Below are 24,298 nucleotides of genomic sequence, written 5' to 3' on the forward strand. Positions count from 1 at the left end.
GAGGAGATCAGAATATGAAAAGTTTTTCTAACAAGGTTGCCATCGTTACCGGCGGAGGTTCAGGTATCGGTAAGGAAGTTGCAAGGCGTCTGGTCGAGGCAGGAGCGTCGGTTGTAATTGGTGGTCGCGACGTCGCCAAACTGACGCAAGCAGCCCTTGATATAGACGTCATTGGTGGCCATGTCCGTACACTGGCTGGTGATATCGCTCAACCTTCAACCGCTCAGGCGCTGGTCGACTTGGCTGTGAGCGAATTCGGTGGCGTGGACATCCTGGTCAATAATGCAGGTGTCTTTAATCCGAAGCCCTTCCTAGAGGTAAATCCAGACGAGTACGACTGGTTCCTTGATACTATTCTGAAGGGCAAGTTCTTCATGGCTCAGGCGGCGGCCAAAGCCATGCAGCAACGTGGTGGTGGTGCCATTGTACAAACAGGTTCGCTCTGGGCTATCCAGGCTATCGGCGCTACACCCTCGGCGGCCTACTCCGCTGCCAATGCCGGCGTACATGCACTCACCCGCAACTTGGCCATCGAGTTGGCCAGTTCGAACATCCGCATCAATACAGTAGCTCCGGCTGTGGTAGAAACTCCTGTGTATGGCACCTTCATGGATGCTGAGCAGATCAAGGAAGTGCTGCCAACCTTCAACGCTTTCCACCCGCTAGGACGCAATGGCCAACCTGCTGATGTAGCTTCGGCAATTCTCTTCCTCGCATCACAAGACGCGTCTTGGATTACCGGAACCATACTGCCAGTAGACGGCGGAGTCACCGCTGGACGGAACTGAGGGGCGGCTAAGCAAGAAATTGCCGAGGCTCTCTGGTCTGGTTATCCCAATGAACCCCGGAGCGGCGTTAACGCGGACGCCTTAAGGCGTCCGCTGTGTTTGCTGGAGCCCATATATGTACAAGAAGAAGATTGCCATCGTCGGCGGCGGCTTAGCCGGTGTCTATGCCGCCTACCGTCTAGACCAAGCTGGTATCGAATTTGATCTATTTGAGGCCCGCAATCGTCTAGGTGGGCGCATCCTTTCGACTGAGACTGGTTTGGATCTGGGGCCAACCTGGTTTTGGCCTGACGTCCAACCCCGGATGTCTGAGATAGTGACTCAGCTGGGTTTAGTCGCATTCGCCCAGCACGAATACGGAGACGCGTTGCTAGAGCGAGGTTTTGGACAAGTATCGCGCCGCCAGGGCTATCGCTCGGGCAATACTACAATGCGAATCGAAGGCGGTACGACTCGTCTGATCAGCACGCTGTCTGCCAGCTTACCAGCTAATCGAATCCACCTCGGTACCGAGGTGGTCGCAGCCAATCTTGATGAAAACGGCGTGGCACTTCGTCTGGGCGCCAATCATTCCGAGCTGCATTCGTACAGCCACATTTGGTTAGCAATACCTCCGCGCCTCACACAGCGCATTGCCTTTGATCCTGTGCTTTCAGAACACTGTGTTAGCCGCCTGTACTCTGTTCCAACTTGGATGGCAGCACATGCCAAGTATGTGGCGCGCTACTCTCATCCGTTTTGGCGTGAGCAGGGTCTCTCGGGCGATGCCTTCAGCTCCACGGGCCCGCTTGGAGAGATCCATGATGCAAGCAATGGTGAGACTTCTGCGCTGTTTGGATTCTTCGCCATAAGTGCCTTGCAGCGTGGGCGATTCGGTGATGCAGAACTCCGCAACCACTGTCGAGAACAGCTTAACCGCCTATTCGGTGACGAGGCAGGCAATCCTTTGGAAGACTGGATTCAGGACTGGGCCGCAGAACAGTTTACTGCTTCAGCGGATGACCAAACGCCTCCTCGCTGGCATGGCCTCTACGACTTAACAAATGTGATTGATAACACTTGGGATGATCGACTGGTCCTGATCGGGAGCGAAGCTGGCGGTGAATACGGAGGCTATATGGAAGGGGCACTTCTGGCGGTAGATGTAGCCCTAAGTCGGGTACAGGAACCACGCCCGGCGCCGATCTGAGTGATCACCTCTGGTCGGCTCCAGTCAGAAGCTAGCTGAAGAACCATGTTGCAATCACCACACGTGGTTGCTATCCACGGAGCAAAAGCAGGGGTTCTTGCCCCCTCAAAATCAAGAAAAATAGACGGTTTCCACCCGGCCGCTGCGCTGGGTGGAGCCTCCGCGATTTTTCCTGATTTTTTCACGACCGCCTTAGTCGCCCTAGTCGGCAGGGGTTCATGCGCAGCGCAAGCGCAGAACCCTGAAGACGAAGGAGCGAAAGCCATGAGCGAAGAAATCAGGATCTACGTTGCTGACCTGGCCGCCTACAACGCCGGTCATCTGAATGGCGTCTGGATCGATGCCACCTTGGAGCTTGACGATATCCAAGCGCAGGTCGACGCCATGCTGGCGGCCTCGCCGGTCGAGGGCGCGGAGGAGTATGCCATCCACGACTTCGAGGGCTTCGACGGCTACCGACTTGGCGAGTATGAGGGCCTCGAGAACGCCCATGAGATTGCGTGTTTCATCGAGGAATACCCCGAGTTCGGCGGCGCCCTGCTCGCTCACTTCAATGACCTGGAGCAGGCGCGCAAGGCGGCCGAGGAGGATTACTGCGGCTGCTACAGCTCGCTGGCCGACTACGCCCAGGAGCTGACCGAGGAAACCACCAGCATTCCGCCGCACCTGGCCATGTACATCGATTACCACGCCATGGCCCGCGATATGGAATACAGCGGCGACCTGTTCACTTTGGAGACCGGCCTCGAGCAGGTGCATGTTTTCTGGAATCGCTAAACCAGCGGAAGGCACCGGGGCGACCCGGTGCCTTGTTTTTTGCGCCCCTGTCCTGCCAGCCACCCGCGCGCCCCACCCGGAAGGCTGATGCACGGGGGCGCGCCCCCGGCGATCAGCCTGGAACAACCACGTTGTGCCGCCAGCTGATTGAGACCGTTACGGTCTTACGGTTTTACCCAAATCCGTCGATCCGTATCCACGGATTTACGGATTGGTGGGGAAGCGGATTTACGCTTTCACGGATTTACGGAAATCCGCCGATGCGGTTTTCCGGTTTTGTGGAAAGCCGTAGGCCCGTAAATCTGTAGGCTTCGCGCGTGGAGCTTGGCGAGCTTGGGCACTGTGGCCAGTGAAGCGCGTAAATGGGCGTACACGGTCAGCGTCCAGACCTTCCCGGTATCAATCCTCGCCCCTCCTGCCTGCGCATTCGCCCAGACCCAACCGGGCATGATCGAGCGCGATGGCTGCCGCACGGTGCACCTCCCACGTCAACGGAGGACACACCATGTCGCACTCAACCAATCTTTCCCATCACCCGCGTCGCATCGATCTCGGTGCCCCGCTGCACCGCAAGGCCGGGCCGACGACGCATGCCATGCGACCCGTGGAGGGAGCTATTGATGCGCAAGCGCCACAGGCCAGCCCTGCCCCTCGCTACCTCACCAACAACGAAGCCGCGGCCTTCCTGCGGCTTTCGCCGCGCACGCTGGAGAAGCAGCGAGTGATCGGCGGCGGGCCGCGCTTTCACAAGTTCGGCCGGCGGGTGATGTATGCGCTCACTGATCTCGAAGCCTGGGCCAGTGAGCGCAGCTTCGAGACCACCTTCGATCCCGAGTACATCGACCGCCACCCGGGAGCGCAGCGTGATGATCAGTGAAACCTTCGCCTATGAACTGTCGGCATCTCGATTTGACTTCGCAGAGCGAGCAACTAGATCTGTTCCGTGCCCTGCCGGGCGACATGGCGCCGCGCGACGCCCAGGACCTGATGGCGCATCCGTTCTTCTCACTGGCCAAGTCGCGACGCACCGTGCCGATCGACTTTCGCTCGGGCGAGGTGACGGTGCGTGTGGAAGGCACGTTGGAGCATGGCATCGCCACGATCTGGGATGCCGATATCCTGATCTGGGCGGCCAGCCAGCTTGTCGAGGCGCGCGATGCCGGCATCCCCACTTCGCGACTGATGCGTGCGACGCCCTACCAGATCCTGCGCTTCATCGGCCGCGGCACCTCGCTGCGCGACTACCAGCGCCTGAAAGCGGCGCTAGATCGGCTGCAGTCGACCAGCGTGGCCACCTCGATTCGCGAGACCACGGGCCGGCGCCTGCATCGTTTCTCCTGGATCAACGAGTGGAAGGAGCTGGCCGCGGCGGATGGCCGGCCACTGGGTATCGAGCTGATCCTGCCGGACTGGTTCTACAGCGGGGTTCTGGATCAGGCCCTGGTGCTGACCATCGACCCGGCCTACTTTCGCCTCACTGGCGGCATCGAGCGCTGGCTGTACCGTCTGGTGCGAAAGCACGGCGGCAAGCAGGAGGACGGCTGGCAGTTCGACTTTCGCCACCTGTACCGCAAATCCGGCAGCTCTGCGCGCTATTCGGACTTTGCTTTGGATCTGCGTGCTCTGGTCGCCCGGCAGCCACTTCCGGGGTATCGCCTGGAGATCGTTCATCTTCGTCCATCGACAGAGTTGCTAGCCTTCCGGCCGGTGCCGTAGACGGCACGGGGATAACTTGCGGAAAAGCTGTGAATGCAGTCGTGCTATCAGGCGCAACCGGGCTCGTGCTATCAGGCGCATCCCCATCGTGCTATCAGGCGCACGAACTCCGCTGCAGGCTACGACTGGCGGGCCTTTCAGCTCCTCTTAACTTAACTAACTTAAAAGCTCTAACTTGTTATTGGGACAGCGCCGCTGTGTGGACAGGTGCTGAACGGGGCAGTTTGGTCGGGGAGGTCCGGCCATGATCGTCGCTCTGCTCAACCAGAAAGGCGGGGTGGGCAAGACCACCCTGGCCACCCATATCGCCGGCGAACTGGCCCTGCGCGGACAGAACGTCATCCTGCTCGATGCCGACCCGCAGGGCTCGGCGCTGGACTGGACACAACGGCGCAGCCAGCAAGGTTTACCGAGATTGTTCAGTGCTGTCGGCCTGGCGCGCGAGACGCTGCATCAGGAAGCCCCGGAGCTCGCCCGTCGTGCCGATCACGTGATCATCGACGGGCCACCGCGCATCGCCGCCCTCGCCCGCTCGGCGTTGCTGGCGGCCGATCGCGTGTTGATCCCGGTGCAGCCCAGCCCCTACGACCTGTGGGCCAGCGCGGAGATGGTCAACCTGATCCGCGAGGCGCAGGTCTTCAGGCCCACGCTGCGCGCGGCGTTTGCCATCAACCGCCGCGTCAGCACCACGGTGATCGGCCGCGAAGCGCGCGGCGCCTTGGCCGACCAACCGCTACCAGCACTGCAAGCCGAAGTGCGCCAACGCATCGTCTTCGCCGAGAGCGTGGCAGCCGGTCGCCTGGCACGCGAACTGGCACCGGATAGCGCTGCTGCACGCGAGGTCAGCAGCCTAGTCGACGAGTTGCTGAGGTGGTCGCCATGAGAAGCAAGCGCATCGGTATCGGTGCACGTCCACTGGCCGATCCGCAGGCCGAAGCCTGGATACGCCAAGGCGCTGGAATCGACAACGGCAAGGTCGAGCGCTATAGCGCCCGCCTGACATTGGACGTCACGCCAGCACTACGTACGCGGATCAAGCTGGCGGCCTTCGACCGCGGCGTGACCATGGCGGAGATGCTGCGCGAAGTGCTGGAGCGGCAGTTTCCGGAGGCTACGACATGACGCTGGGTGCTCTCGGCGTACGGTGGCCACTGGCGCTGTTCGCCTGCAGCTTGTTTGCCCTGGGTTGGGCAGCAATTGCGACGTCGCCACCACGACTGGTCTACAACGCATCCGACAGCGTGCCTGTCGGCTGGTACCGCATTTCGCCGGCCAACTCGTTGGCGCCGGGAGATCTGGTGTTGGTAGATCTGCCATCGGAGATGAGGTCACTGTCGGCGCAGCGCGGCTATCTGCCGGCGAACGTGCCGCTGTTGAAGACCGTGGCGGCGATGGCACCGCAGCGGGTATGTGCTCTGGGCAGTCAGGTGCGTATCGATGGCGTCGTGGTTGCCAGGCGCATGAGGTGGGATCGACAGGGGCGCGCGCTGCCAAGCTGGCAGGCCTGTCGGCGCCTGGTTGGCGATGAGCTGTTTCTGCTCAGCAGCAGCAACCCGGCGTCGTTCGACAGCCGCTACTTCGGCCCGGTGTCTGCCGACGCGATGATTGGTCGGGCGCAGCCCTTGTCGCTGGAGTCGCGTCGATGAACAGACCCTCTCCGTGTCGATCCACCTGCCGACTGCATGCGCTCGGTGTGCGCACTCGCGCGCCGCCAGGCTGCAGATACCTCTGCCCTCGCCTGCCGGCCAGGAGCTTTGGAAGTCGTCGTCCCGCCTCTCCTGATTACCCAACTCAGCAGCGCAAAGGCACGAAAAAAGCGGAGGGCAAGATAAAAGGGGGCGGCACTTCGTTGGCCCGAAGAGCAGTCTGCACGGGGGTTGGTGGCAACACAGAGCCTACGTCGCTAGGTGCCGAAATCGTGTTCGCCCCACAGCGACACTGGCTTAGAAGCGTGCCTGACACGCCGTACTGCGATCAGCTTGGAGGAGTCTAAACATGACCAAGGGAAGCCGTCCGGACGACGAATTACGCTTTCGCCCGCAGCCAGGCAAGCCGCAGCAACGCGGCCAACCCTTCGTCAACCAGGTGCTGCGCCAGGCCAACAAGGCCGGTACCGGCAAGCCGCGCAAGGCAGGCCACCAGCCCGGTGCCCGCCTCGGCCGCGGGCATGTCGCCGCCCGTTTCAGCGCGCAGCAACTGCCGTCCAACGCCCGTCGCGTCACCATCAAGACGCGCCTGGTGAACCTGTGCCAGGCCGGCAAGCGCTCGACGCTCAGCCACCTGCGCTACATCGAGCGCGACGGCGTCAGTCGTGAGGGCGATCCGGGCCAGGCCTACGGGCCGCTGACCGACCAGGCCGACATTAATGCGTTCGAGGAGCGCGGCCGGGACGACCGCCACCAGTTTCGCTTAATCGTCTCGCCCGAGGATGCCGAGCTGCTCGATGACCTACGCACCTACACCCGCCACCTGATGAGCCGGGTGGAGGCCGACCTCGGCACCCGCCTCGACTGGGTGGCGGTCGACCATTGGAATACCGACAACCCGCACACCCATATCGTCCTGCGTGGCAAGGACGACACCGGCAAGGACCTGGTGATCGCCCGCGACTACATCGCCGAGGGCATGCGCAACCGCGCCTCGGAGCTGGCCACCGAATGGCTCGGTCCGCGTACCGAACTGGAGATCCAACAGAGCCTGCAGCGAGAGGTGCAGCAGGAGCGTTTCACCAGCCTGGATCGCACCCTGCTGCGCGAACACCAGACCGGCGTGCTCAGCCTGAAATCGCTCGCCAACCATCCGCGCCGGCAGTTGCTGATCGGCCGCCTGCAGCAATTGCAGAAGCTTGAACTCGCACATGAAGTTCGGCCAGGACAATGGATCCTGCGTGACGACGCCGAGGCCACTCTGCGTACCATGGGCGAGCGCGGCGATATCGTGCGTACGATGCAGCGGGCCATGGGTAGCCTGCAGCGCGAGCTGGCGGTCTTCGAGCCGGGCAAGGATGGTTCTGTTGTGGTCGGTCGGATCATGGCCAAGGGCCTGGCCGACGAGCTAAACGACCGTGGCTATCTGGTGGTCGATGGACTCGACGGCAAGGCCCACTACCTGAGACTGCATGCCCGCGCTGAGCTGGCCGACTACCCCATTGGCGGCCTGGTGGAAACACGCAGTCCGAGCGAACCACGTGCGGTGGATCGGTCGATTGCTTCGCTGGCTGCGGGCGGCCTTTATCGCACCGATCACCACCTGGCCCTGGCACGCTCGCAGTCGAGCGACGGGCATGACACCGAGGCATTGGTCGAGCGCCATGTACGGCGTCTGGAAGCCCTGCGCCGGGCCGGTATCGTCGAGCGGTTGGCCGAGGGTGTCTGGCGGGTGCCGGCCGACCTGCCCGAGCAAGGCCGGCAGCATGATGCTCGCCGCCTGGGCGATGTCGCCGTCCAGCTGCGCACGCCGCTGCCCCTCGAGCAGCAGGTGCGCGCCGTCGGTGCGACCTGGCTGGACCAACAGCTGATCGGCGGCAGCCGAGAGCTGGTCGACACGGGCTTCGGCAAGGAGGTGCGCGAAGCGTTGCGGCAGCGCGCCGACTTCCTGGTGGTACAGGGACTGGCCCAACGCCAGGGCCAACGCGTGGTGCTCGCACGCAACCTGCTGGCCACCTTGCGCGGAAGGGAGCTGACCGCGGTAGCGCGCGAGATCTCGGCGCAGACGGGCCTGCAGTACCGCCCGGCAGTCGATGGCCAGCGCGTCAATGGGATCTACCGACGTAGCGTGCAGTTGACCAGCGGCCGTTTTGCCCTGCTCGACGATGGCATCGGCTTCAGCCTGGTGCCGTGGAAGCCGGTGATCGAGCAGAGGCTCGGGCAGAGCGTGTCGGCGCTAATCCAGGGCAACAGCGTCTCCTGGCAACTGGGTCGCCAGCGCGGGCCGTCGATTGGTTGAGCAACAGGCAGCGGGGCCTACACCAGCGACGGCTCCTGCTGCAGCCACTGCTCGAAGGATTGGCTGTGCGGCTTACCCTCCTTGGCCGCATAGTAGACCAGGCGCAGGTGGCGGTCCTCGTCGATGGTCAGCGTGGTGTGTTCGAACACCACCTGGCCAACTGCTTCGATGTACAGGTGACGGATCCCCTGGCACGGGCCGTGGATGTCCTGCTGTCGCCACCATTCTCTGAAGTCCGGCGAGGCCTTCTCCAGATCCTTCACCAGCGCGGCGATATCCGGATCCTGGGTCGCCCGCACGAAGTCACGGCGGAAACTGGAGAGGATCTGCAGCGCCTGCTCATCCCAAGGGTTGAAGAGCTCGCGCATGGCCGGGCTGGTGAACAGCATCCACAACAGGTTGCGGCGGTCCGCCGGCAGCGCGGAGAAACCGAACACCCGATCTGCAGCGGCGTTCCAGGCCAGCACATCCCAACGCAGGTTAAGCACGTAGGCCGGACGTGACGTCAGATCCCCCATGAGGCGATGAATCAGCGCCGGCACCGTGCACCAGGTCTTCCCTGGCTCTGGCGGGAGGCGCTGGTGAGCGAGCAGGAACAGGTGACGACGCTCGGTGGCATCCAGCTTGAGCGTGCGCGAAAGGTTGTCGAGGAAGGTCGCGGAAACGCTGATATCCCGGCCCTGCTCAAGCCAGGTGTACCAGGACAAACCCACCCCGGCCAGGGCCGCGACCTCCTCGCGACGCAGCCCCGGCGTGCGCCGTCGACTGCCGGCGGGCAGACCCACCTCCTCCGGCGAAATTCGTTCGCGGCGACTACGCAGGAATTCGGCCAGCTCTACCCGAGTGCGTTCGGCTGTGCGAGGCGCGCTCATCCGGTTACCTCCAGTACTAGGATAAACAGTCAAATTGTAACCCCTATAAATCCCGAGAAGAATAGCCCGACCTGGCCGCAATTACCCGTGCCAGGGCTCTCGCTTGATGAGGAACCACACAGAGACGTGTCATCAACTCGCTAAGGAGATAAACGGATGTACCAAGCACTTCTTCGGGAACAACTGGAGACATTGAAGTCCTCCAACCAGTACCGCACCTTCACCACCCTCAGCCGCATCTGCGGCCAGTACCCGCTGGCCAAACTGGATGGCCGTGAGCAAGAACCGGTGGTGGTCTGGTGCAGCAATGACTACCTCGGGATGTCGCAACATCCTGCAGTGCGCGAACAGATGCACGATGCGTTGGAGACCTACGGAGCGGGCTCCGGCGGATCGCGCAATATCGGCGGCTCGCACGAGGTGTATTCCAGTCTGGAAGCTAGCCTGGCCGACTGGCACGGCAAGGAGGCGGCGCTGGTTTTCCCCACCGGCTTTGGCTCCAATGATGCCACCCTCCAGTGCCTGCTGCGGCGCATCCCCGACTGCGTGGTGATCAGCGATGAGCTGAACCACGCCTCCATCGTCAACGGCATTCGCTCCACGCCCAACGAGCGCAAGATCTTCCGCCACAACGATGTTGCGCACCTCGAGCAGATCCTCGCCAGCTACCCGCTGGGTCAGCCGAAGATCGTGGTGTTCGAGTCGATCTACTCGATGGACGGGGATATTGCCCCAATCGCTGAAATCGTTGCGATCGCCAAGCGCTACAACGCCCTCACCTACCTCGACGAGGTGCATGCGGTGGGCATGTACGGCCCACGTGGCGCCGGTATCGCCGCCGAGCTGGGTGTAGCTGATCAGGTGGACATCATCCAGGGCACCATGGCCAAGGCCATCGGTGTAATCGGCGGCTATATCGCCTCGACCCAGGTGATCGTCGATGCGGTGCGCTCCTTCGCCACAGGTTTCATCTTCACCACCTCACTGCCGCCGGCAATCACCGCAGGCTGCCTGGCCAGCGTCGAGCACCTCAAGGCCAGCAGTACCGAGCGCGATCGCCTGCATGCCCAGACCGCCAAGCTGCGCGAGCGGCTCAAGCACCATGACGTGCCGGTGATGCCCTGCTCGCAGACCCACGTGCTACCGGTGCGGGTAGGTGAAGCCAAGCGCTGCAAGGCAGCGGCCGAACGCCTGCTGCATAACTATGGTGTGTACCTGCAGCCGATCAACTATCCATCCGTGCCGGTAGGGACGGAGCGCTTCCGCGTCAACGCCACGCCGAACCACAGCGACGCGCAGATCGAGCACCTGGCGGTGTCGCTGAGGGAGACCTTCGACCACTTCAGCATCCCGCTGGCGTCCGAGGTGTTTGCTGCGGAGGTGGCCTGAGATGGACCAGTCCTTCCTCACCGTGCGCCCGGCGACCCAGGCCGACCTGGCCAGTTTGGTGGAACTGCGTGCGTATCTGCTGGACGGCACCAACGCCAGCTATTCGAGCAAGACACCGGAGGACGCGGCGCGCTGGCGGGCGGCCTACCGCACCTGGCTGAACAGCCGCCTGAACGACAGTGACTGCGTGCAAATCCTCGCCGCCGAGCACAGGGAGTCCGGCCAGGTGCTGGGCTGCGCGACGGCCATCATCGACCAGCGCGCGCCGGCGCCGGGCTGCCTCAACGGCCTATCCGGCTGGGTGCAATCGGTGGTGGTGGAGCCGCAGTGGCGCGGCCGCGGCATCGCCAAGCAACTGATGCAGCACCTGCTGCGCTGGTTCGCCAACCGCGGCGTCGGCTGCGTGGTGCTGCAGAGCACCGAGGCCGCCGGCACGCTGTACCAGGCCCTGGGCTTCACCGCCAGCGACGAGCGCCTGCTGATCCGTCAGGAGGCCTCGGCATGAAGATCCTGATCATCGGCCTGGGCTACGCCGGCAACCGTTACCGCCGGGCCTTCGAACATATCGCCACGAGCACCGGCCTGCCGCTGTCGCTAGCCTATGTCGGGCGCCGGCGGAAGGCGACTGAGCTGCCCTACTTCGACAGCGTCCCCCGCGCGCTGGAAGTCTTTGCGCCGGACATCGTGGTGGTCAGCGTCAACGACCACAGCCATGCGCCCGTGCTCAAGCAACTGGCCGGCTACCGTGGCTTCGTGCTCTGCGAGAAGCCGCTGGTCACGCCGGGCGACGACCTGGACGAGCTGCTCGGTGCATTGGATCAGGTCGGCGGCTTTGCCCTGGATCTGGTGGAGCGCTACTCGGACGCAACCCAGCAGTTGCGCGACTGGGTCGGGCGTCACGACTGGCAACTGGTGCGGGCCAGCTTCCACTGGGGCAAGGACCGCATCAACGACTACCGCCCGACCTGCGGTGTGACCAGCGAGGTGATCCATGCCCTGGATCTGGTCGGCTGGATCTGCCCGCGCGCCGGCCAGCTCCAGCTCGGTGGCGTACTCGGCGTGCGTTCGGACTTCTCCATCTCCGGCGCAGAGGTACTCGACACCGTGCAACTCACCGCCAGCATGGGCGAAGCACGGGTCACCGGTTACGCCAGCTTCGTCAACATCGTGCGCCAGCGCACCCTGGACTACAGCTTCGTCGACCACGATGCCCGGCTGATCCATGCGCGCCTGGTGTTCGACACGCCGCGCTGGGATCAAGACCAGTTGCGGATCTGGACGCGCGGCGCCGACGGCGCCGAGGAGCTGTTGCACGAGTTCGCCACCGCCCCCGACGAGCCAGGCCTGGACACCCTGCACAAGCTCTCGCGGCTGTGCCGGCAGGTGGTGCGCGCCGTGGCGCTCAAGGAGCCACCCCGTCAGCCCTTCGCCGGCCTCGACACCGCAGTGACATTGCAGCGCCTGCTCAACGAGCTTGAAACCCATGCCCAAACCCCAGCACCGGCGCGCTACGTCCTTGGTGAGACGCGCGTGCTGCTGGCCGAGGACAGCGACCTGGAAAGCCTCGGGTAACCCAATCACAAGGAGAACGACTATGTGTGGAATCGCTGGATGGCTGTCCTACAGCCAGAACTTGGAAACGCAACGCGACACCCTGCAGCGCATGACCGACACCATGGCCCTGCGCGGCCCGGATGCCGGCGGGCTGTGGATCGACGGGCCGGTGGGCCTGGGTCACAGGCGCCTGTCGATCATCGACCTGGAGGGCGGTCGTCAGCCGATGACGGCTATGCACGGTGGCCCGCGCGAGGTCGCCGCCATTACCTACAGCGGCGAGGTCTACAACTTCCGCGAGCTGCGCACCGAGTTGCAGCGACTCGGTCATCAGTTCAAAACCCGCAGCGACACCGAGGTGGTGCTGCGCGCCTATGTCGAATGGGGCGAGGCCTTCGTCGAGCGGCTCAACGGCATGTATGCCTTCGCCATCTGGGACCTGCGTTCGCAGGAGCTGCTGCTGATCCGCGACCGCATGGGCGTCAAGCCGCTGTATTACTTCCCCACCGCGGACGGTGTGGTGTTCGGCTCCGAACCAAAGGCACTGCTGGCCAACCCGCTGGTACCGCGCAAGGTGCGTGCCGACGGCCTGCGCGAGATCCTGGAGATGGTGAAGACGCCAGGCCACGCCGTGTTCGATGGCATGCGCGAGGTGATGCCGGGCGAGATCGTGCGTATTAACCGCCAGGGCCTCGGTCGCCGCCACTACTGGAAGCTCGAGGCGCGCGAGCACGAGCACACGCTGGACGAGACCATCCGCCATACCCGCGACTTGCTGGAGGACATCGTCGACCGCCAGATCGTCGCCGACGTACCGCTGTGCAGCCTGCTCTCGGGCGGTCTCGACTCCTCGATCATCACCGCGCTGGCGTCGAAGAAGCTGCTGGCCGCCGGCAAGGAGAACATCCGCTCCTTCTCCGTCGACTTCGTCGACCACGGCAGCGGTTTCACCGGCGATGCCGTGCGGGGGACGCCAGATGCGCCCTTCGTGCGCGACCTGGTGGAGAAGATTCGCTCCAGCCACCAGGAGATCGTCCTCGACAGTCGTGAGCTGGCCGATCCAGCGTTGCGTGCGCAGATCGTCCGCGCCCTCGACCTGCCACCGGCCTTCTGGGGCGACATGTGGCCATCGCTTTACCGACTGTTCCAGGAGGTCCGCAAGCACTCGACGGTGGCGTTGTCCGGCGAGAGCGCGGACGAGGTGTTCGGTGGCTACCGCTGGTTCCACGATCCGGAGGCGATCCAGGCCGACACCTTCCCCTGGCTGACATCGGTCACCGGCAAGTACTTCGACGGCAAGACCCTGTTCGACCCGGGCCTGCTGGCCCAACTGGACATGCACAGCTTCCTGCGCGACAGCTACGCCCAGGCCATTGCCGAGGCGCCGGTACTGCCGGGCGAAAGTGCTGTCGACCAGCGCATGCGGCAGATGAGCTACGTCAACCTGACACGCTTCGTGCAGACCCTGCTCGACCGCAAGGACCGCATGAGCATGGCCGTCGGCCTCGAGGTGCGTGTGCCCTTCTGTGATCACCGCCTGGTCGAGTACGCCTTCAACATCCCCTGGGCGATGAAGGCCTTCGACGGGCGGGAGAAAAGCATCCTGCGCGCGGCGACCCGCGACCTGCTGCCCGAATCGATCAGCGAACGGGTCAAGAGCCCCTACCCCTCGACCCAGGACCCGGCCTACGAGCAGGCGTTGCGTGACGCCCTGGCCGCCATCCAGGCGGATCGCAATGCGCCGGTGACGCCCCTGCTCGACAGCGGCCGTATCCAGCAGACCCTGGCCAAGCCGCTCGGCAGTGTCTCGCCCATGTACGAGCGCATGGGCATGGAGCTGGCAGTCGGCCTCAACACCTGGCTGAACGAGTACGACGTCAGCCTCGAACTCTAGTCCCCCAACCGGATGCGGCCCCGTTGCGGGGCCGCATCCCTCCGCTGTACCACCCACGCGTTCTTGCAACGCAAGCGAGTCCGAGCATGCACACACCTAACCAATCCCCCATCTACCTCATAGCGCTGGGGGCCTTCGCCCTCGGCATGGCCTCCTATGTCACCGCCGGGCTGATCCCGATGATCGAGGCCTCGTTCGCGGTCTCCGTTGCGGTGGCCGCCCAGCTGGTTACCGCCTTCACCCTGGCCTACGGCCTGGGTTCGCCGATCTTCGTCGCCCTGACGCCGGCGCATCGCCAGCGTGCCGGCCTGCTGCTGGCCCTGGGCCTGTTCGTCATCGCCAACGCCGCCAGCGCGCTGGCCGAGAGCTTCACCGCGTTGATGGTCTGGCGCGCCATCGCCGGTATCGGCGCCGGCGTCTACCTGGCCATGGGCATCGGTGCCTCGGCCGCCGTTTCCACCCCGGAACGCCGCGGCAAGGCCATCGCCATCATCATGGGCGGCATGGCCAGCGGCGTGGTACTGGGCGTGCCGCTCAGCCTGCTGATCGCCGAACAGCTCGGCTGGCAGGCCGCCCTGTGGCTGGTCACCCTTCTCGGCTTGGTGGCCTTCTCCGGCCTGCTGCTGAAGCTCCCTTCCCTGCCGGCAGCCACCGCCACCACGCTGGGGCAGAAGCTGGCGATCCTCGGCGACGGCCATGTACTGGTCATCCTGCTAGTCTCGCTGCTGGCCGCCATTGCCAGCCTGGGCATGTATACCTTTATCGCCCCGCTGCTGGCTGACCCGGCCTACGGCGCGGTGCGCTCGGTCACGCCCTATCTGTGGGTCTGGGGCATCGGCGGTGTGCTGGGCAGCTTCCTGATCGGCCCGCTGGTGGATCGCATCAAGGGCCCGGTGCTGACCTTCGCCATCATGCTGATCCTCGCCGTGTCGCTGTTCGTGCTGCCGCTGGCGGCGGCCATCAGCACCTGGCTGGTGATGCTGCCCATCGCCCTGTGGGGCGCGGTCGGCTGGGCGCTGCAGGTGCCGCAGAATAACGAGCTGATCTTGGCGCGTCAGGCACAAGGCGACGGCAACCTGGCCATCGCCCTCAACGAGTCGGCGCTGTACCTGGGCAGCGCCATCGGTGCCGCGGCCGGCGGCTTCGTGCTGCTGTTGCAGCTGCCCACCTGGACCCTGGCCGCCAGTGCCGGTGGTGTCGCCGCGCTGGGCGCCCTGCTGCAGATCGTCAACCTGCGTCGCCAACCAACCTGGAACGGCGACGTGCAAGCCGAACCCTACAACTGACGGAGGAAAGGCCGTGGAACTGCGCCACCTTCGCTGTTTCATTGCCGTCGCAGAAGAACTGCATTTTGCGCGTGCCGCCGCGCGCCTGCATATCGAGCAGTCGCCCCTGTCGCGGATCATCAAGGAACTGGAGTACCGCCTGGGCGTGCAGCTGTTCGAACGCACCACGCGGCGCACGCGCCTGACCTGGGCCGGCAAGGTGCTGCTGGAAGAAGCTCGCCGGGTGCTGGCCGTGGTCGACCAGGCCAAGGCCAGCGTCAAAAGCGCGGCGGCCGGCTACCGCGGGCGCATCCGCGTCGCACTGTCCGATGGCATCCCGCAGTCACGCCTGGCCGCCCTGCTCGCCCAGTGCCGCGAGGAGGAACCGGAGGTCGAGATCTGCCTGTCGGAAGTCACCTTCAGCGAACAGATCAGAGGCCTGAACGATGACCTGTTCGATATCGGGCTTGCACAGTCCGACGAGGTCGGCGATGGGCTGGTGGCCGAGCCGGTCTGGTTCGATCCACTGGTAGTGGCGGTGCCGGCTCGCCACCCGCTGCTGACCTATCGACGCGTGCCGCTCGACGAAGTGGTGCGCTACCCGCTGGTGCTCTGCGATCCGCAGGTCTGCCAAGGCTTCTGGCAACAGTTGCAGCGGGTTCTGGGCGCCGTGGATACGCGACTGACCATTGCCGACCGCGTTCCCACCCTGGATCTGATGATGGCGCTGGTAGCCGCGGGTTATGGCCTGGGCTTCTCCAGCCTGGCGCGCATCAACGAACTCAACAATTCGGACGTCGTGGCCAGGCCGCTAGACGGCTGCGCAACCATGCTAACCACTTACTTGGTGCGGCGCGAAGGCGATCCGGCCGAACAACTGGCCCGGTTTATCGGGCGGGTGAGTCCGGCGGAAAGCCAAGCGTTGCTGCCGGATCACACATCACAGAAGGAAATCGCCTGATCGCCCCAGGCACTAGATCTCCCCGTCGCGGCGAGCCCTCTCAGAAGAGCGTCTTAGCGGCAGCCCAGCCAGGCTGCCACATTTCTTATATCTGGCCACCTGCTCATTTCTTGACAAGAAGACACTCACCATTAAATATACGCAAATAGCGCATACATATGAAAGCATTGTTCGTTGAGCTGTCACCCTTGAGCGCAACCGAAAAGTCCACCTGGATGACGACGAGTACTCGCTATTCCAGCAGATGCTCTTGGCCAACCCGGAGGCAGGCGCAGTCATCGCCAACAGCGGTGGTCTACGGAAGGTCCGTTTCGGATCGGTCAGGCGCAACAAGGGGAAGCGAGGTGGCGTTCGGGTGATTTACTACTACTGGCTCCGCGGTCTGCAGTTCTGGCTCTTCACCCTGTATGACAAAGACGAACTCGATGACCTGAGCAGTGACCAGCGTAGGCAGCTGAAAGCGCTCCTTGAGCGCGAAGTGAAGGCGAGGCAAGCACCATGACCAAACGCGATATTTTTTCCGAGCTGATCGAAGGCTTCGACGACCTGGCCGCAGCACGTGAAGGCAAGCGTACGCTGCGTACCCACAAGGTCGAATACACGCCAATCGAGCCCGCGACAGGCGCGGAAATCGTCGCACTGCGCGAAAAGCTGAAGATGTCTCAGGGTGTATTCGCCCAGGCCATTCACGCCAAGCCAGCGACTCTCAAAAACTGGGAACAGAACCGCTCAAAGCCCAACGACCAGGCTACTGTTCTCATCCGTATCCTGAACAAGCATCCGGACCTCATACGCGAACTGGCGTAGATCACCAGAGCGCAGATGGTCCCTGTAACAACAGCAAACGGGCAGAATCACTCGTCGGGTACTCAAATAGATTGGGAAGCGATGTGAGGCGAGCCGCATGCACAGCCCTTCACCACAACTCGTTCGCCCTCCGTCAGCGTCTACAGGACACTGATGGCTCTGCGCGCTGTCACCTTGATCATCCAGCCTACCCATCTCGATGATGATCTGGAGCGGAAAGCAATCAGAGTCAACCGGCTTACAACGTTGCTAGCCGAATAGTTCCCAGCGCTGAGAGTGAACCCTACAATCAGGTAGGGAGCGACCTCCGGCCACGGACTGCCGATCACAACCGGCAGAAATCGGCCAGAAGCGGACGTTAATAGCCGTCGGCCTAGGCAGCGCGTCTATGTTGCAGACGACTGCCTGAGTGTCTGGATCAACAGGCTGTGAAGTCTGTCGACAGCCGCCGATGCTTGTGAGGCCCTGCTTCGATAGACCGCCACTTCCATCGGTTCAAGCGGCCCCAGCCCGTGCTCAGCACCCAAGGTTTCCAGGTGGGCAGGCGCACTGCATTGGGTCAGCACCGCAATGGCCAAACCGCTCTCAACCGCTGCGAGTTGCCCAGCCAGGCTGGAGCTGTTGTAGACCACCTTGTAGCGGCGCCCCTGCAAAGCGAGCGAGTTGATGGCGCTGCGCTTCGCCAGGCTGGTGCTTTCGTAGACGGCAATCGGCAGCGGGTCGCGCCGCCATGTCTGGAACTGCGCCGAGCCAACCCACACCAGTGGTTCATGAAACAGCAGGGTTCCGTGCCGGGGATGGTCGCGTGATACCAGCGCGAGGTCGAGTTCCCCTTTCTCGACACGAGGAATCAAGGCGGTCGACTGTTCGCAATTCAACTCGATTTCCACACTGCCATGGTGCTGTGCGAAACGTTTGAGCACCGGCGTGAGATAGCGGGCGGCGTGATCATCAGGAACACCCAGACGAATCTGCCCGGTCAGCTCCTGGCCATGAAAGGCAGCCTGAGTTTCTGCATGCAGGTCGAGCATGCGTCGCGCATAGCCCAGGAGTAGTTGTCCTTGTGGCGTCAACTGATGCTGCCTGGGGCCGCGCCTCAGGAGCTGACAGTTCAGCGCTGCCTCCAGTTTTTTCAACTGCATGCTGACGGCAGATTGAGAGCGATGAACCTCGGGCGCTGCGCCTGACAGCGAACCGGCATCCACCACGGCGACAAAGCATTTCAGCCAGTCGATCTGAAGATCCTGATAGTTCATGGTCTCGGCGTATGGATTCGATTAGTTGATAGCTTATAACCGAATTATTCGTTTTTCTTTAGCTGATGCGCGCCGCATATTGCCGCCGAGATAAAACCTGCGAGCTTGGAGCAAGTGTGGGATGCAAATAAAGTTTCATCCTAACCCTAAAAACAGAGAGAAACGTCGCGCGCTCTCCTATTCATAAAAAATCCCTTTTATATCAGTATGTTGTGAGCACTTACACCCGAGACTGGATCGTTTTGCCTTTCATGGGAGAATGATTAAGGGCGCTAAAGTATCATCCTAATTTTCGCCCAGGCTCGAAAAATACGGTAAATGGTGAGAATAAAGATTCATCCTTTTCCGATGTTGCCCGTTCCAACACGTAAGCAGTCAGTCAGAAAAAACACATAGATCCAATCCCTAGCGAGCATTGAGCTCTCTCATCCGTGCCAACTGCTCCAACCCTTGGACGCCCTAAATGCTTACCCAAAAAAATCAACACCTTCTTTTAAAAACACAATCAAAAATGACTCCCTTATATCCATTTAACCTAAACAGCCTTCTCCCCACTGCACTAGCTAGGGCTCGTAGTTCGGCGCAAGGCTGAAGTCGCTTGGCTGCTTCGCTGTGCAGATCCATGACCCACTTTCCATCAAACTCCCGGTTGTAGTTCCACAAGCATCTCGCGAGTCTTGCCGGCCCGCTCCACTAACAAGACCACAACATCTCCAACGTTCTTGTCGTCTAGCCGGGCCTGTAATGTGGTGACGTCGTCGACGGCGATACCGTCGATGCTGATAACGCGATCGCCGGGCACGATGCCGCCTGCGGTGACCTCGACGCCGACGAGCCCGGCCCTGTGCGCCGCCGAGCCCGGCGTCACGCGCAATACGAATACGCCCTTACTGCCGGTCAGCGCCTGCAGACGCGCGTTGAGCTGCTCATCCACCTCGATGCCCAGCGCCGGACGGATGTACTTGCCGGTCTTTATGAGTTGCGGCACCACGCGCATGACGGTATCGACCGGCACCGCAAAGCCGATGCCGGCCGAGGCGCCAGACGGACTGTAGATGGCGGTATTGATGCCGATCAGCCGCCCAGCCGAATCGAGCAGCGGGCCACCGGAATTGCCGGGGTTGATAGCGGCGTCGGTCTGGATCAGGTGGTCAATGGCCGGGCCACTGGCGTCGCCGGAAAGGGTGCGGTCAAGCGCCGAGACGATGCCGGTGGTGAGCGTCCAGTCGAGCCCGAAGGGATTGCCAATGGCAAAGACCTTTTGCCCCACCTTGAGATCGGCACTGGTGCCCACCGGCACCGCCGGCGGGCGCTTGAAGCCGACGCCAATCTTGAGTACCGCGATGTCGTGCGCAGGACTGGCGCCAACGAGCGCAGCCTGATAATCGCGACCGTCGGCCAGTTTGACCGTGGCAGACGATGCCCCCTGGATCACGTGGAAGTTGGTCACCACGTGGCCGGCATCGTCCCAGATGAAGCCGGAGCCGGTGCCGCGCGGCACGGAAAAGACATTGCGCGACCAGACGTCACGCACTAGTTGTGCCGTGGTGATGTAAACCACCGACCCGCGCGATTTCTCGAACAGCTCGATGGTGGTTTTTTCGTCGGCGGCCAGGTCGCCGCGCGGCGTCACCGTGCGCTCCTGCGTTTCGTGGGGACTGAACCAGGCTTCGATGGCGGGCAGGAACTGCCACAGCAGCATGAGTGCGGCGATGCAGCCAGTGATGACGAGCCAGCGCCGGATGAATCGATCCGGCGCCGGGCGGCTGTAGGGGTCGGGGTAGGTCACGTCATTCTCCATGTTGAAATCAGCGCCAAAGGCCGCCGGTGCGCCAGCGTGGCGGACGTGGTGATACGGTCACCTCGGGGGCGAAACGGGCCGATGGAAACGGCGGCATCGCGGGCGGCGGAGCAAGTTCCAGCAAGCGCTCAATGCGTTCAGCTGTCGCCGGATGCGTGCGCAACCAGGAGGGTTCCGGATTGCCCCATCCGGGCAGCAGCCAGGCGCGCCAGGAGCGGCTCACCCGCTCGATCTTGGCGAGCGCCGAGGCCAGCCCGTGCGGGTCGCCGGTCAATTCGGCAGCGAGCCGGTCGGCGTCGAATTCGCGCACCCTGGACAAGCCCAACTGAGCCAGCAAGGCCAGCTGTGGCGCGACCGCCAGTAGAAGCAACGCGGGCCAATTGACTTCCGTGACTCCAAGCAATAGCGCTGGCAAGCTGAGCACGATCGCAAGCTGCCCCAACAAGGCCAGAAGATGGGTGAGCCGACTGATGGAATCGGCCAAGCCCATGACACGCATATCCTCGTTCGCAATATGCGCGATTTCGTGGCCGAGCACGCCGGTCAACTCGCGGGGCGTGAGGCTACGCAGCAGGCCGTCGGTCAGCGCGATGGCCGCGTGATGCTTCGAACCGGTGGCGAAGGCGTTGACGACCCCGCTGGGCACGTAGTGCGGTACCGGCACGGCAGGCAGCCCGGCCCGCGCCGCCAGTTCGCGCAACACAGCCCAAAGATCGGGCGCTTCATCCGGGTGCAGGGGGCGTGCGCCATACAGCCGCAAGGTCAGCCCGGAGGCGGCCGCCGGTTCGAGCAGCAGGGTGAACCCCGCGGCCGCAAGCGCCAGCCAAAGCCCGCCGTCACCCAACAGCAGGCTGCCAGCGACGGCGGCAATCCCGAGCAGGGTCAGCACCAACAGCGCGGTTTGCAGGCGATTGAGCCAGCGATGCCGCGCGCCGACATTCTGCGCGTGGCGCAGATCACGACTGATCATCTGAGCTTTCCCCGGCTGTCCGGTCATCGCGCTCGCGCAGCAGCCAGTAAGTCGCCCCGAGGGCCAGTGTCGCGCCTGCGAGCGCCGCGACCTTGGCGGGGCCGGTCTCCGGGTCGAGGATCACGAATTTACGCGCCAGGGCGATCAGCCCGATCAGGATCACCGTCTTGACCTGGATGATGCTGTCGCGCCGCAAGGCCACCCGCACGATGGAATGCTTGAACTCCATGGCGATGAGCAGCGTCATGATCATGCCGAACACGGTCTGGAAGACCTTGTGATCGAGCGGATTGAACGCATCAATGATCAGCAGGCTGAAGACGATCGAGATCAGCTGCAGCAGCGAGACCACGATGATCACGGCAATGATTGCGGACAGCGCGAGCGCGATCACCTGTTCGAAGCGCTCGTAGAACGTCATCACTGCCCATTGGGCGCGAAATGTTTTGATCGGGTCTGCTTGCTTTTCCTTCATCGCCACTCCTCTCAATTCTGAAATACTTGTGCACCCACAACTTAGTTGCGCCCTTGTCTTTTTGCCTGGTAGAGCGCGCTGTCCGCCTGCTGCATCACCTGCTCGACAGAGCGCAAACGGGGGTCAAGGAGAGCCACCCCCATGCTGGCGCTATAGCTGATCGACACATCTCCACACACCACCGCTGTCGCCGCAGTGTCCTGACGAAATCGCTCCGCCCATACTTGGGCGTCTTCTATCGATGCCGCTTCCAACAACACAGCGAATTCCTCCCCCCAATCCGGGCAGCCATGTCGGTTGCGCGAACATGTTCCCTCAACCGTGAAGCAAAGTGCTTGAGCACCTCATCGCTGCATCCGTGTCCATAGGTGTCATTGATACGCTTGAAGTGATCGATGTCGCAGAGCACAAGTGCTGCTTGTATCTCGGGGCTGCGTTTGAGGCGCTCCCATTCCAGCTGTAATCGTTCGTTAAAAGCCCGCCGGTTCGACAAGCCGGTCAAGGGGTCGGTGATCGCCATACGCAGCAACTGCTGCTCCATTTCCTTGCGAGAAGAGATGTCGAGCAGAGTGCCGACTATCAGTTGCCTGCCCGCGTCACCCAGCCAACGGCCGCGATCCAGCACCCAAATCCAAACGCCAGATCGATGACGAACGCGGTACTCGCACTCCAATCGCTCCGACGGGTTTTCTTGGTAAGCGCGCACCTTTGCCAGAACGACCGGTAAATCCTCCGGGTGAATACGCGCTTGCCATGCGGCATGGGTGGCGCCAACCTCCTCGTCGGAGGTCAAGCCGAACATCGCCAGACTGCGGGCAGAAAGCCTGAAGCTGTCGGTAGCGATATCCCACTCCCAGAATCCCAGCCCTGCGCCCTCCAGGGCGATGGCGATCCGTTCCTTGTCATCGATTTGCGCTTGTTGGCGATGCTTCAGCTCGTCACGCCTCTGGCGATTGGTACGAACAAAACGCCATATTGCAACCGCCATGCCAATATTGGCAAGTAGCGACACCATCAGCCAAATGGTCGGCCCGTTCATGGTCTATCCCCACCTGACTCACTGAGTGTCTGCCGTAATTCCTCGATCCGGTGGTCGACTTGGTCGGCGTTGATGCCCAACATCAACAGTACCTGCTCGGCCAGTCCCAGTCCCGCAGCCAGGTACAACGGGTACAGTCTGACATTGGGCAGATTACGCAAAAGCTGGGCATCCGTTACGCGCTCAGTGGCCACCACCACGGACAAGCTCAGGCGGCGGCCAGGGTGTCGAGCCGACTGGCATCGCCATACGACACCGGCGCCCCCATCGCACGCCCCGCTTCGACCCGTTGGCGGTCCGATTCCAGCAGCAAATGCGGTATGCCTGCCAGGCGCAGCGTTCGGCTCAGCAGCAGCCCGACGTCATCCGCCTCACAGATGATCACATGGTCGCGCAACGACCGCGCCCGCTCGGCGACTTCGCCTTCTTCGGCCTGCGGTGGCTGACCGAGTGCGCCCGAGCAGCTGAAAGCCCGCGCCCATCGGTCATGGTGTCGGATCAGGAGCGGTGCCAACCCCATGCTCAACACCAGCGCCACCAGCATCGGTTGCACCATGGTGGCGGCGATCAGGTGCTGCTGCATGACCATGCCCAGGAGCAGAAGCGCAAACTCGCCGCCATGACCCAGCACGATGCCTGCGCGCCAGGCGGGTTGCGCGCAGCGCCAGAAAGTTCAGCCCCATCTTGAGAGGCACCAAGGCCAACAGCCAACCCAGTACCGCCAGCGGTGCGGCCACGATCTGCGCGGTGTCCAGCTGCAGGCCAATGGTCACGAAGAACAGGCCCGACAGCACATCACGAAAGGGCTTGAGGTGGTTTTCCATGTGGTACCGGAAATCGCTCTCCCCCAGCACCATGCCGGCAAGAAAGGCACCGAGCGCAGCCGACACACCCAGTGCATGGGCCGCTGCCGCAGCCGCCACCACCAGACTCAGCGAGACCAGCACGAAGGACTCTTCGTGCCCCTGCCGCGCCACCCAGCCCAGCAAACCATGCAACAGGCGGCGCGACGCAACCGCCGAGACGGCAAACAGCAACAGCACGCCCGCCACCTCCCCAAGCACACGGCCAAGCCCGGGAGCATCGCCGCGCGCCCAGATCGCCAGCAGCGCCAGCAAGGGCACACTGGCCAGATCCTGGAACACCAGCACGGCAATGGCGCCGCGGCCGTGGCGTGTGGTCAACTCGCCCTGATCGGCCAGCTGCCGGCTGACCAGCGCTGTCGACGACATGGCCGCCGCCGCGCCCAGCAGTGCGGCGCTGTCGAGCGGCAGCCCCAGCCACAGCAAAGCCAACGCCACCGGTGCGGCGACCATCGCCAGCTGCAGTGTCCCGGCCACCAGCACGGTCTTGCGGGTGAGCCAGAAATGGCCGAGCGAGAACTCCAGCCCGACCATGAACAGCAGCAGCGCCACCCCCAGCTCGGACAGGAAATTCAGCGCCGGTCCCGGCATGATCCAGGCCGTGACCGGAGGGCCCAGCAAGACACCGACCAGCAGATAACCCAGCAAGGTCGGGATATTCAGCCTGGCCGTCAACGCAGCCGCCAGACTGCAGGCGACCAGCAGAATCAGCGTCGTACCGAGCAAGTCCTGCATCG

The 24,298-nt window shown here is 63.0% G+C and carries 23 protein-coding genes and 2 pseudogenes; 17 read left to right on the forward strand and 8 right to left on the reverse strand.

Annotated elements, in window-relative coordinates:
* Window positions 1–14 precede the first annotated feature (14 nt).
* From BM186_RS13395 to BM186_RS13435, 9 genes are all read left to right on the forward strand, one after another.
* Window positions 15–788, forward strand: coding sequence for an SDR family NAD(P)-dependent oxidoreductase (locus tag BM186_RS13395; protein ID WP_074915904.1), 774 nt, complete (start codon window positions 15–17; stop codon window positions 786–788).
* Window positions 789–903: 115 nt separating this feature from the next.
* Window positions 904–1,977 carry a flavin monoamine oxidase family protein gene (locus BM186_RS13400; RefSeq protein WP_074915906.1) on the forward strand — a complete coding sequence of 358 codons (1,074 nt, stop codon included), beginning with the start codon at window positions 904–906 and terminating at the stop codon, window positions 1,975–1,977.
* Window positions 1,978–2,241: 264 nt separating this feature from the next.
* Window positions 2,242–2,754: an antirestriction protein ArdA gene (locus tag BM186_RS13405; RefSeq protein WP_074915907.1), complete on the forward strand. Its 513-nt coding sequence runs from the start codon at window positions 2,242–2,244 to the stop codon at window positions 2,752–2,754.
* Between the two features lie 505 nt (window positions 2,755–3,259).
* Complete coding sequence (locus BM186_RS13410) at window positions 3,260–3,631, forward strand: helix-turn-helix transcriptional regulator (RefSeq protein ID WP_074915908.1); 372 nt, start codon at window positions 3,260–3,262, stop codon at window positions 3,629–3,631.
* Between the two features lie 11 nt (window positions 3,632–3,642).
* The gene (locus BM186_RS13415; RefSeq protein WP_074915914.1) at window positions 3,643–4,470 is read left to right on the forward strand and encodes a replication initiator protein A; all 828 of its coding nucleotides are present in this window, start codon (window positions 3,643–3,645) and stop codon (window positions 4,468–4,470) included.
* Between the two features lie 244 nt (window positions 4,471–4,714).
* Entirely contained in the window at window positions 4,715–5,353 is a 639-nt protein-coding gene (parA, locus tag BM186_RS13420) for a ParA family partition ATPase (RefSeq protein ID WP_074915915.1), read from the forward strand.
* Window positions 5,350–5,592 carry a hypothetical protein gene (locus BM186_RS13425; protein WP_074915917.1) on the forward strand — a complete coding sequence of 81 codons (243 nt, stop codon included), beginning with the start codon at window positions 5,350–5,352 and terminating at the stop codon, window positions 5,590–5,592. The genes parA and BM186_RS13425 overlap by 4 nt, the downstream gene beginning before the upstream one ends.
* Window positions 5,589–6,116, forward strand: a complete 528-nt coding sequence (locus BM186_RS13430; RefSeq protein ID WP_074915919.1) for a S26 family signal peptidase — start codon at window positions 5,589–5,591, stop codon at window positions 6,114–6,116. Before BM186_RS13425 ends, BM186_RS13430 begins: the two co-directional genes overlap by 4 nt.
* Window positions 6,117–6,465: 349 nt before the next feature.
* On the forward strand, window positions 6,466–8,415 hold the full coding sequence (locus BM186_RS13435) for a relaxase/mobilization nuclease and DUF3363 domain-containing protein (RefSeq protein WP_014596882.1): 1,950 nt from the start codon (window positions 6,466–6,468) through the stop codon (window positions 8,413–8,415).
* Window positions 8,416–8,432: 17 nt separating this feature from the next.
* On the opposite strand, the gene BM186_RS13440 is transcribed toward BM186_RS13435, so the two are convergent.
* Window positions 8,433–9,287, reverse strand: a complete 855-nt coding sequence (locus BM186_RS13440; protein WP_014596883.1) for a helix-turn-helix transcriptional regulator — start codon at window positions 9,285–9,287, stop codon at window positions 8,433–8,435.
* A gap of 156 nt (window positions 9,288–9,443) precedes the next feature.
* Here BM186_RS13440 and hemA point away from each other — a divergent pair, with 156 nt between their 5' ends.
* The 8 genes and pseudogenes from hemA (at window position 9,444) to BM186_RS13480 (ending at window position 17,157) form a co-directional block, all read left to right on the forward strand.
* On the forward strand, window positions 9,444–10,676 hold the full coding sequence (gene hemA / locus BM186_RS13445) for a 5-aminolevulinate synthase (protein ID WP_014596884.1): 1,233 nt from the start codon (window positions 9,444–9,446) through the stop codon (window positions 10,674–10,676).
* Window position 10,677: 1 nt separating this feature from the next.
* On the forward strand, window positions 10,678–11,181 hold the full coding sequence (locus BM186_RS13450) for a GNAT family N-acetyltransferase (protein ID WP_014596885.1): 504 nt from the start codon (window positions 10,678–10,680) through the stop codon (window positions 11,179–11,181).
* Window positions 11,178–12,248: a Gfo/Idh/MocA family oxidoreductase gene (locus BM186_RS13455; protein ID WP_014596886.1), complete on the forward strand. Its 1,071-nt coding sequence runs from the start codon at window positions 11,178–11,180 to the stop codon at window positions 12,246–12,248. The genes BM186_RS13450 and BM186_RS13455 overlap by 4 nt, the downstream gene beginning before the upstream one ends.
* Before the next feature lie 22 nt (window positions 12,249–12,270).
* Window positions 12,271–14,124 (forward strand): asparagine synthase (glutamine-hydrolyzing), encoded by a 1,854-nt coding sequence (gene asnB / locus BM186_RS13460; RefSeq protein WP_014596887.1) that lies wholly within the window; start codon window positions 12,271–12,273, stop codon window positions 14,122–14,124.
* Window positions 14,125–14,210: 86 nt separating this feature from the next.
* Window positions 14,211–15,410 carry an MFS transporter gene (locus BM186_RS13465; RefSeq protein WP_074915921.1) on the forward strand — a complete coding sequence of 400 codons (1,200 nt, stop codon included), beginning with the start codon at window positions 14,211–14,213 and terminating at the stop codon, window positions 15,408–15,410.
* Between the two features lie 13 nt (window positions 15,411–15,423).
* Window positions 15,424–16,350 carry a LysR family transcriptional regulator gene (locus BM186_RS13470; RefSeq protein WP_014596889.1) on the forward strand — a complete coding sequence of 309 codons (927 nt, stop codon included), beginning with the start codon at window positions 15,424–15,426 and terminating at the stop codon, window positions 16,348–16,350.
* 158 nt (window positions 16,351–16,508) lie between these two features.
* Window positions 16,509–16,852: pseudogene (locus tag BM186_RS26870) on the forward strand (toxin).
* Window positions 16,849–17,157, forward strand: a complete 309-nt coding sequence (locus BM186_RS13480) for a helix-turn-helix domain-containing protein (protein ID WP_014596891.1) — start codon at window positions 16,849–16,851, stop codon at window positions 17,155–17,157. The pseudogene BM186_RS26870 and the gene BM186_RS13480 overlap by 4 nt, the downstream one beginning before the upstream one ends.
* A 386-nt stretch (window positions 17,158–17,543) precedes the next feature.
* On the opposite strand, the gene BM186_RS13485 is transcribed toward BM186_RS13480, so the two are convergent.
* From BM186_RS13485 to BM186_RS13515, 7 genes and pseudogenes are all read right to left on the reverse strand, one after another.
* Window positions 17,544–18,413 carry a LysR family transcriptional regulator gene (locus BM186_RS13485; protein ID WP_014596892.1) on the reverse strand — a complete coding sequence of 290 codons (870 nt, stop codon included), beginning with the start codon at window positions 18,411–18,413 and terminating at the stop codon, window positions 17,544–17,546.
* Between the two features lie 637 nt (window positions 18,414–19,050).
* A complete protein-coding gene (locus BM186_RS13490) occupies window positions 19,051–20,202 on the reverse strand; it encodes a S1C family serine protease (RefSeq protein ID WP_003116645.1) in 1,152 nt (383 codons plus the stop codon).
* A gap of 19 nt (window positions 20,203–20,221) precedes the next feature.
* Entirely contained in the window at window positions 20,222–21,184 is a 963-nt protein-coding gene (locus tag BM186_RS13495; protein ID WP_014596893.1) for a zinc metalloprotease HtpX, read from the reverse strand.
* Window positions 21,171–21,659: a phosphate-starvation-inducible PsiE family protein gene (locus tag BM186_RS13500; protein ID WP_004152114.1), complete on the reverse strand. Its 489-nt coding sequence runs from the start codon at window positions 21,657–21,659 to the stop codon at window positions 21,171–21,173. The genes BM186_RS13495 and BM186_RS13500 overlap by 14 nt, the downstream gene beginning before the upstream one ends.
* A gap of 41 nt (window positions 21,660–21,700) precedes the next feature.
* Window positions 21,701–22,698 (reverse strand): annotated as a pseudogene (locus BM186_RS13510) (GGDEF domain-containing protein).
* 208 nt (window positions 22,699–22,906) lie between these two features.
* Window positions 22,907–23,242: an NAD-binding protein gene (locus BM186_RS26990; RefSeq protein ID WP_256364846.1), complete on the reverse strand. Its 336-nt coding sequence runs from the start codon at window positions 23,240–23,242 to the stop codon at window positions 22,907–22,909.
* Complete coding sequence (locus tag BM186_RS13515; protein ID WP_014596897.1) at window positions 23,184–24,296, reverse strand: cation:proton antiporter; 1,113 nt, start codon at window positions 24,294–24,296, stop codon at window positions 23,184–23,186. Before BM186_RS13515 ends, BM186_RS26990 begins: the two co-directional genes overlap by 59 nt.
* Window positions 24,297–24,298: the final 2 nt, after the last annotated feature.

The sequence above is a fragment of the Ectopseudomonas toyotomiensis genome, assembly GCF_900115695.1.
GTDB lineage: Bacteria > Pseudomonadota > Gammaproteobacteria > Pseudomonadales > Pseudomonadaceae > Aquipseudomonas > Aquipseudomonas toyotomiensis.

Coding starts and splice junctions, on each gene's coding strand:
- BM186_RS13410 (WP_074915908.1), top strand. CDS start 3,260: ATGTCGCACTCAACCAATCTTTCCCATCACCCGCGTCGCATCGATCTC.
- hemA (WP_014596884.1), top strand. CDS start 9,444: ATGTACCAAGCACTTCTTCGGGAACAACTGGAGACATTGAAGTCCTCC.
- BM186_RS13425 (WP_074915917.1), top strand. CDS start 5,350: ATGAGAAGCAAGCGCATCGGTATCGGTGCACGTCCACTGGCCGATCCG.
- asnB (WP_014596887.1), top strand. CDS start 12,271: ATGTGTGGAATCGCTGGATGGCTGTCCTACAGCCAGAACTTGGAAACG.
- BM186_RS13430 (WP_074915919.1), top strand. CDS start 5,589: ATGACGCTGGGTGCTCTCGGCGTACGGTGGCCACTGGCGCTGTTCGCC.
- parA (WP_074915915.1), top strand. CDS start 4,715: ATGATCGTCGCTCTGCTCAACCAGAAAGGCGGGGTGGGCAAGACCACC.
- BM186_RS13465 (WP_074915921.1), top strand. CDS start 14,211: ATGCACACACCTAACCAATCCCCCATCTACCTCATAGCGCTGGGGGCC.
- BM186_RS26990 (WP_256364846.1), bottom strand. CDS start 23,242: ATGCTGGTGGCGCTGGTGTTGAGCATGGGGTTGGCACCGCTCCTGATC.
- BM186_RS13415 (WP_074915914.1), top strand. CDS start 3,643: ATGAACTGTCGGCATCTCGATTTGACTTCGCAGAGCGAGCAACTAGAT.
- BM186_RS13455 (WP_014596886.1), top strand. CDS start 11,178: ATGAAGATCCTGATCATCGGCCTGGGCTACGCCGGCAACCGTTACCGC.
- BM186_RS13400 (WP_074915906.1), top strand. CDS start 904: ATGTACAAGAAGAAGATTGCCATCGTCGGCGGCGGCTTAGCCGGTGTC.
- BM186_RS13500 (WP_004152114.1), bottom strand. CDS start 21,659: ATGAAGGAAAAGCAAGCAGACCCGATCAAAACATTTCGCGCCCAATGG.
- BM186_RS13495 (WP_014596893.1), bottom strand. CDS start 21,184: ATGATCAGTCGTGATCTGCGCCACGCGCAGAATGTCGGCGCGCGGCAT.
- BM186_RS13515 (WP_014596897.1), bottom strand. CDS start 24,296: ATGCAGGACTTGCTCGGTACGACGCTGATTCTGCTGGTCGCCTGCAGT.
- BM186_RS13395 (WP_074915904.1), top strand. CDS start 15: ATGAAAAGTTTTTCTAACAAGGTTGCCATCGTTACCGGCGGAGGTTCA.
- BM186_RS13440 (WP_014596883.1), bottom strand. CDS start 9,287: ATGAGCGCGCCTCGCACAGCCGAACGCACTCGGGTAGAGCTGGCCGAA.
- BM186_RS13480 (WP_014596891.1), top strand. CDS start 16,849: ATGACCAAACGCGATATTTTTTCCGAGCTGATCGAAGGCTTCGACGAC.
- BM186_RS13485 (WP_014596892.1), bottom strand. CDS start 18,413: ATGAACTATCAGGATCTTCAGATCGACTGGCTGAAATGCTTTGTCGCC.
- BM186_RS13435 (WP_014596882.1), top strand. CDS start 6,466: ATGACCAAGGGAAGCCGTCCGGACGACGAATTACGCTTTCGCCCGCAG.
- BM186_RS13450 (WP_014596885.1), top strand. CDS start 10,678: ATGGACCAGTCCTTCCTCACCGTGCGCCCGGCGACCCAGGCCGACCTG.
- BM186_RS13405 (WP_074915907.1), top strand. CDS start 2,242: ATGAGCGAAGAAATCAGGATCTACGTTGCTGACCTGGCCGCCTACAAC.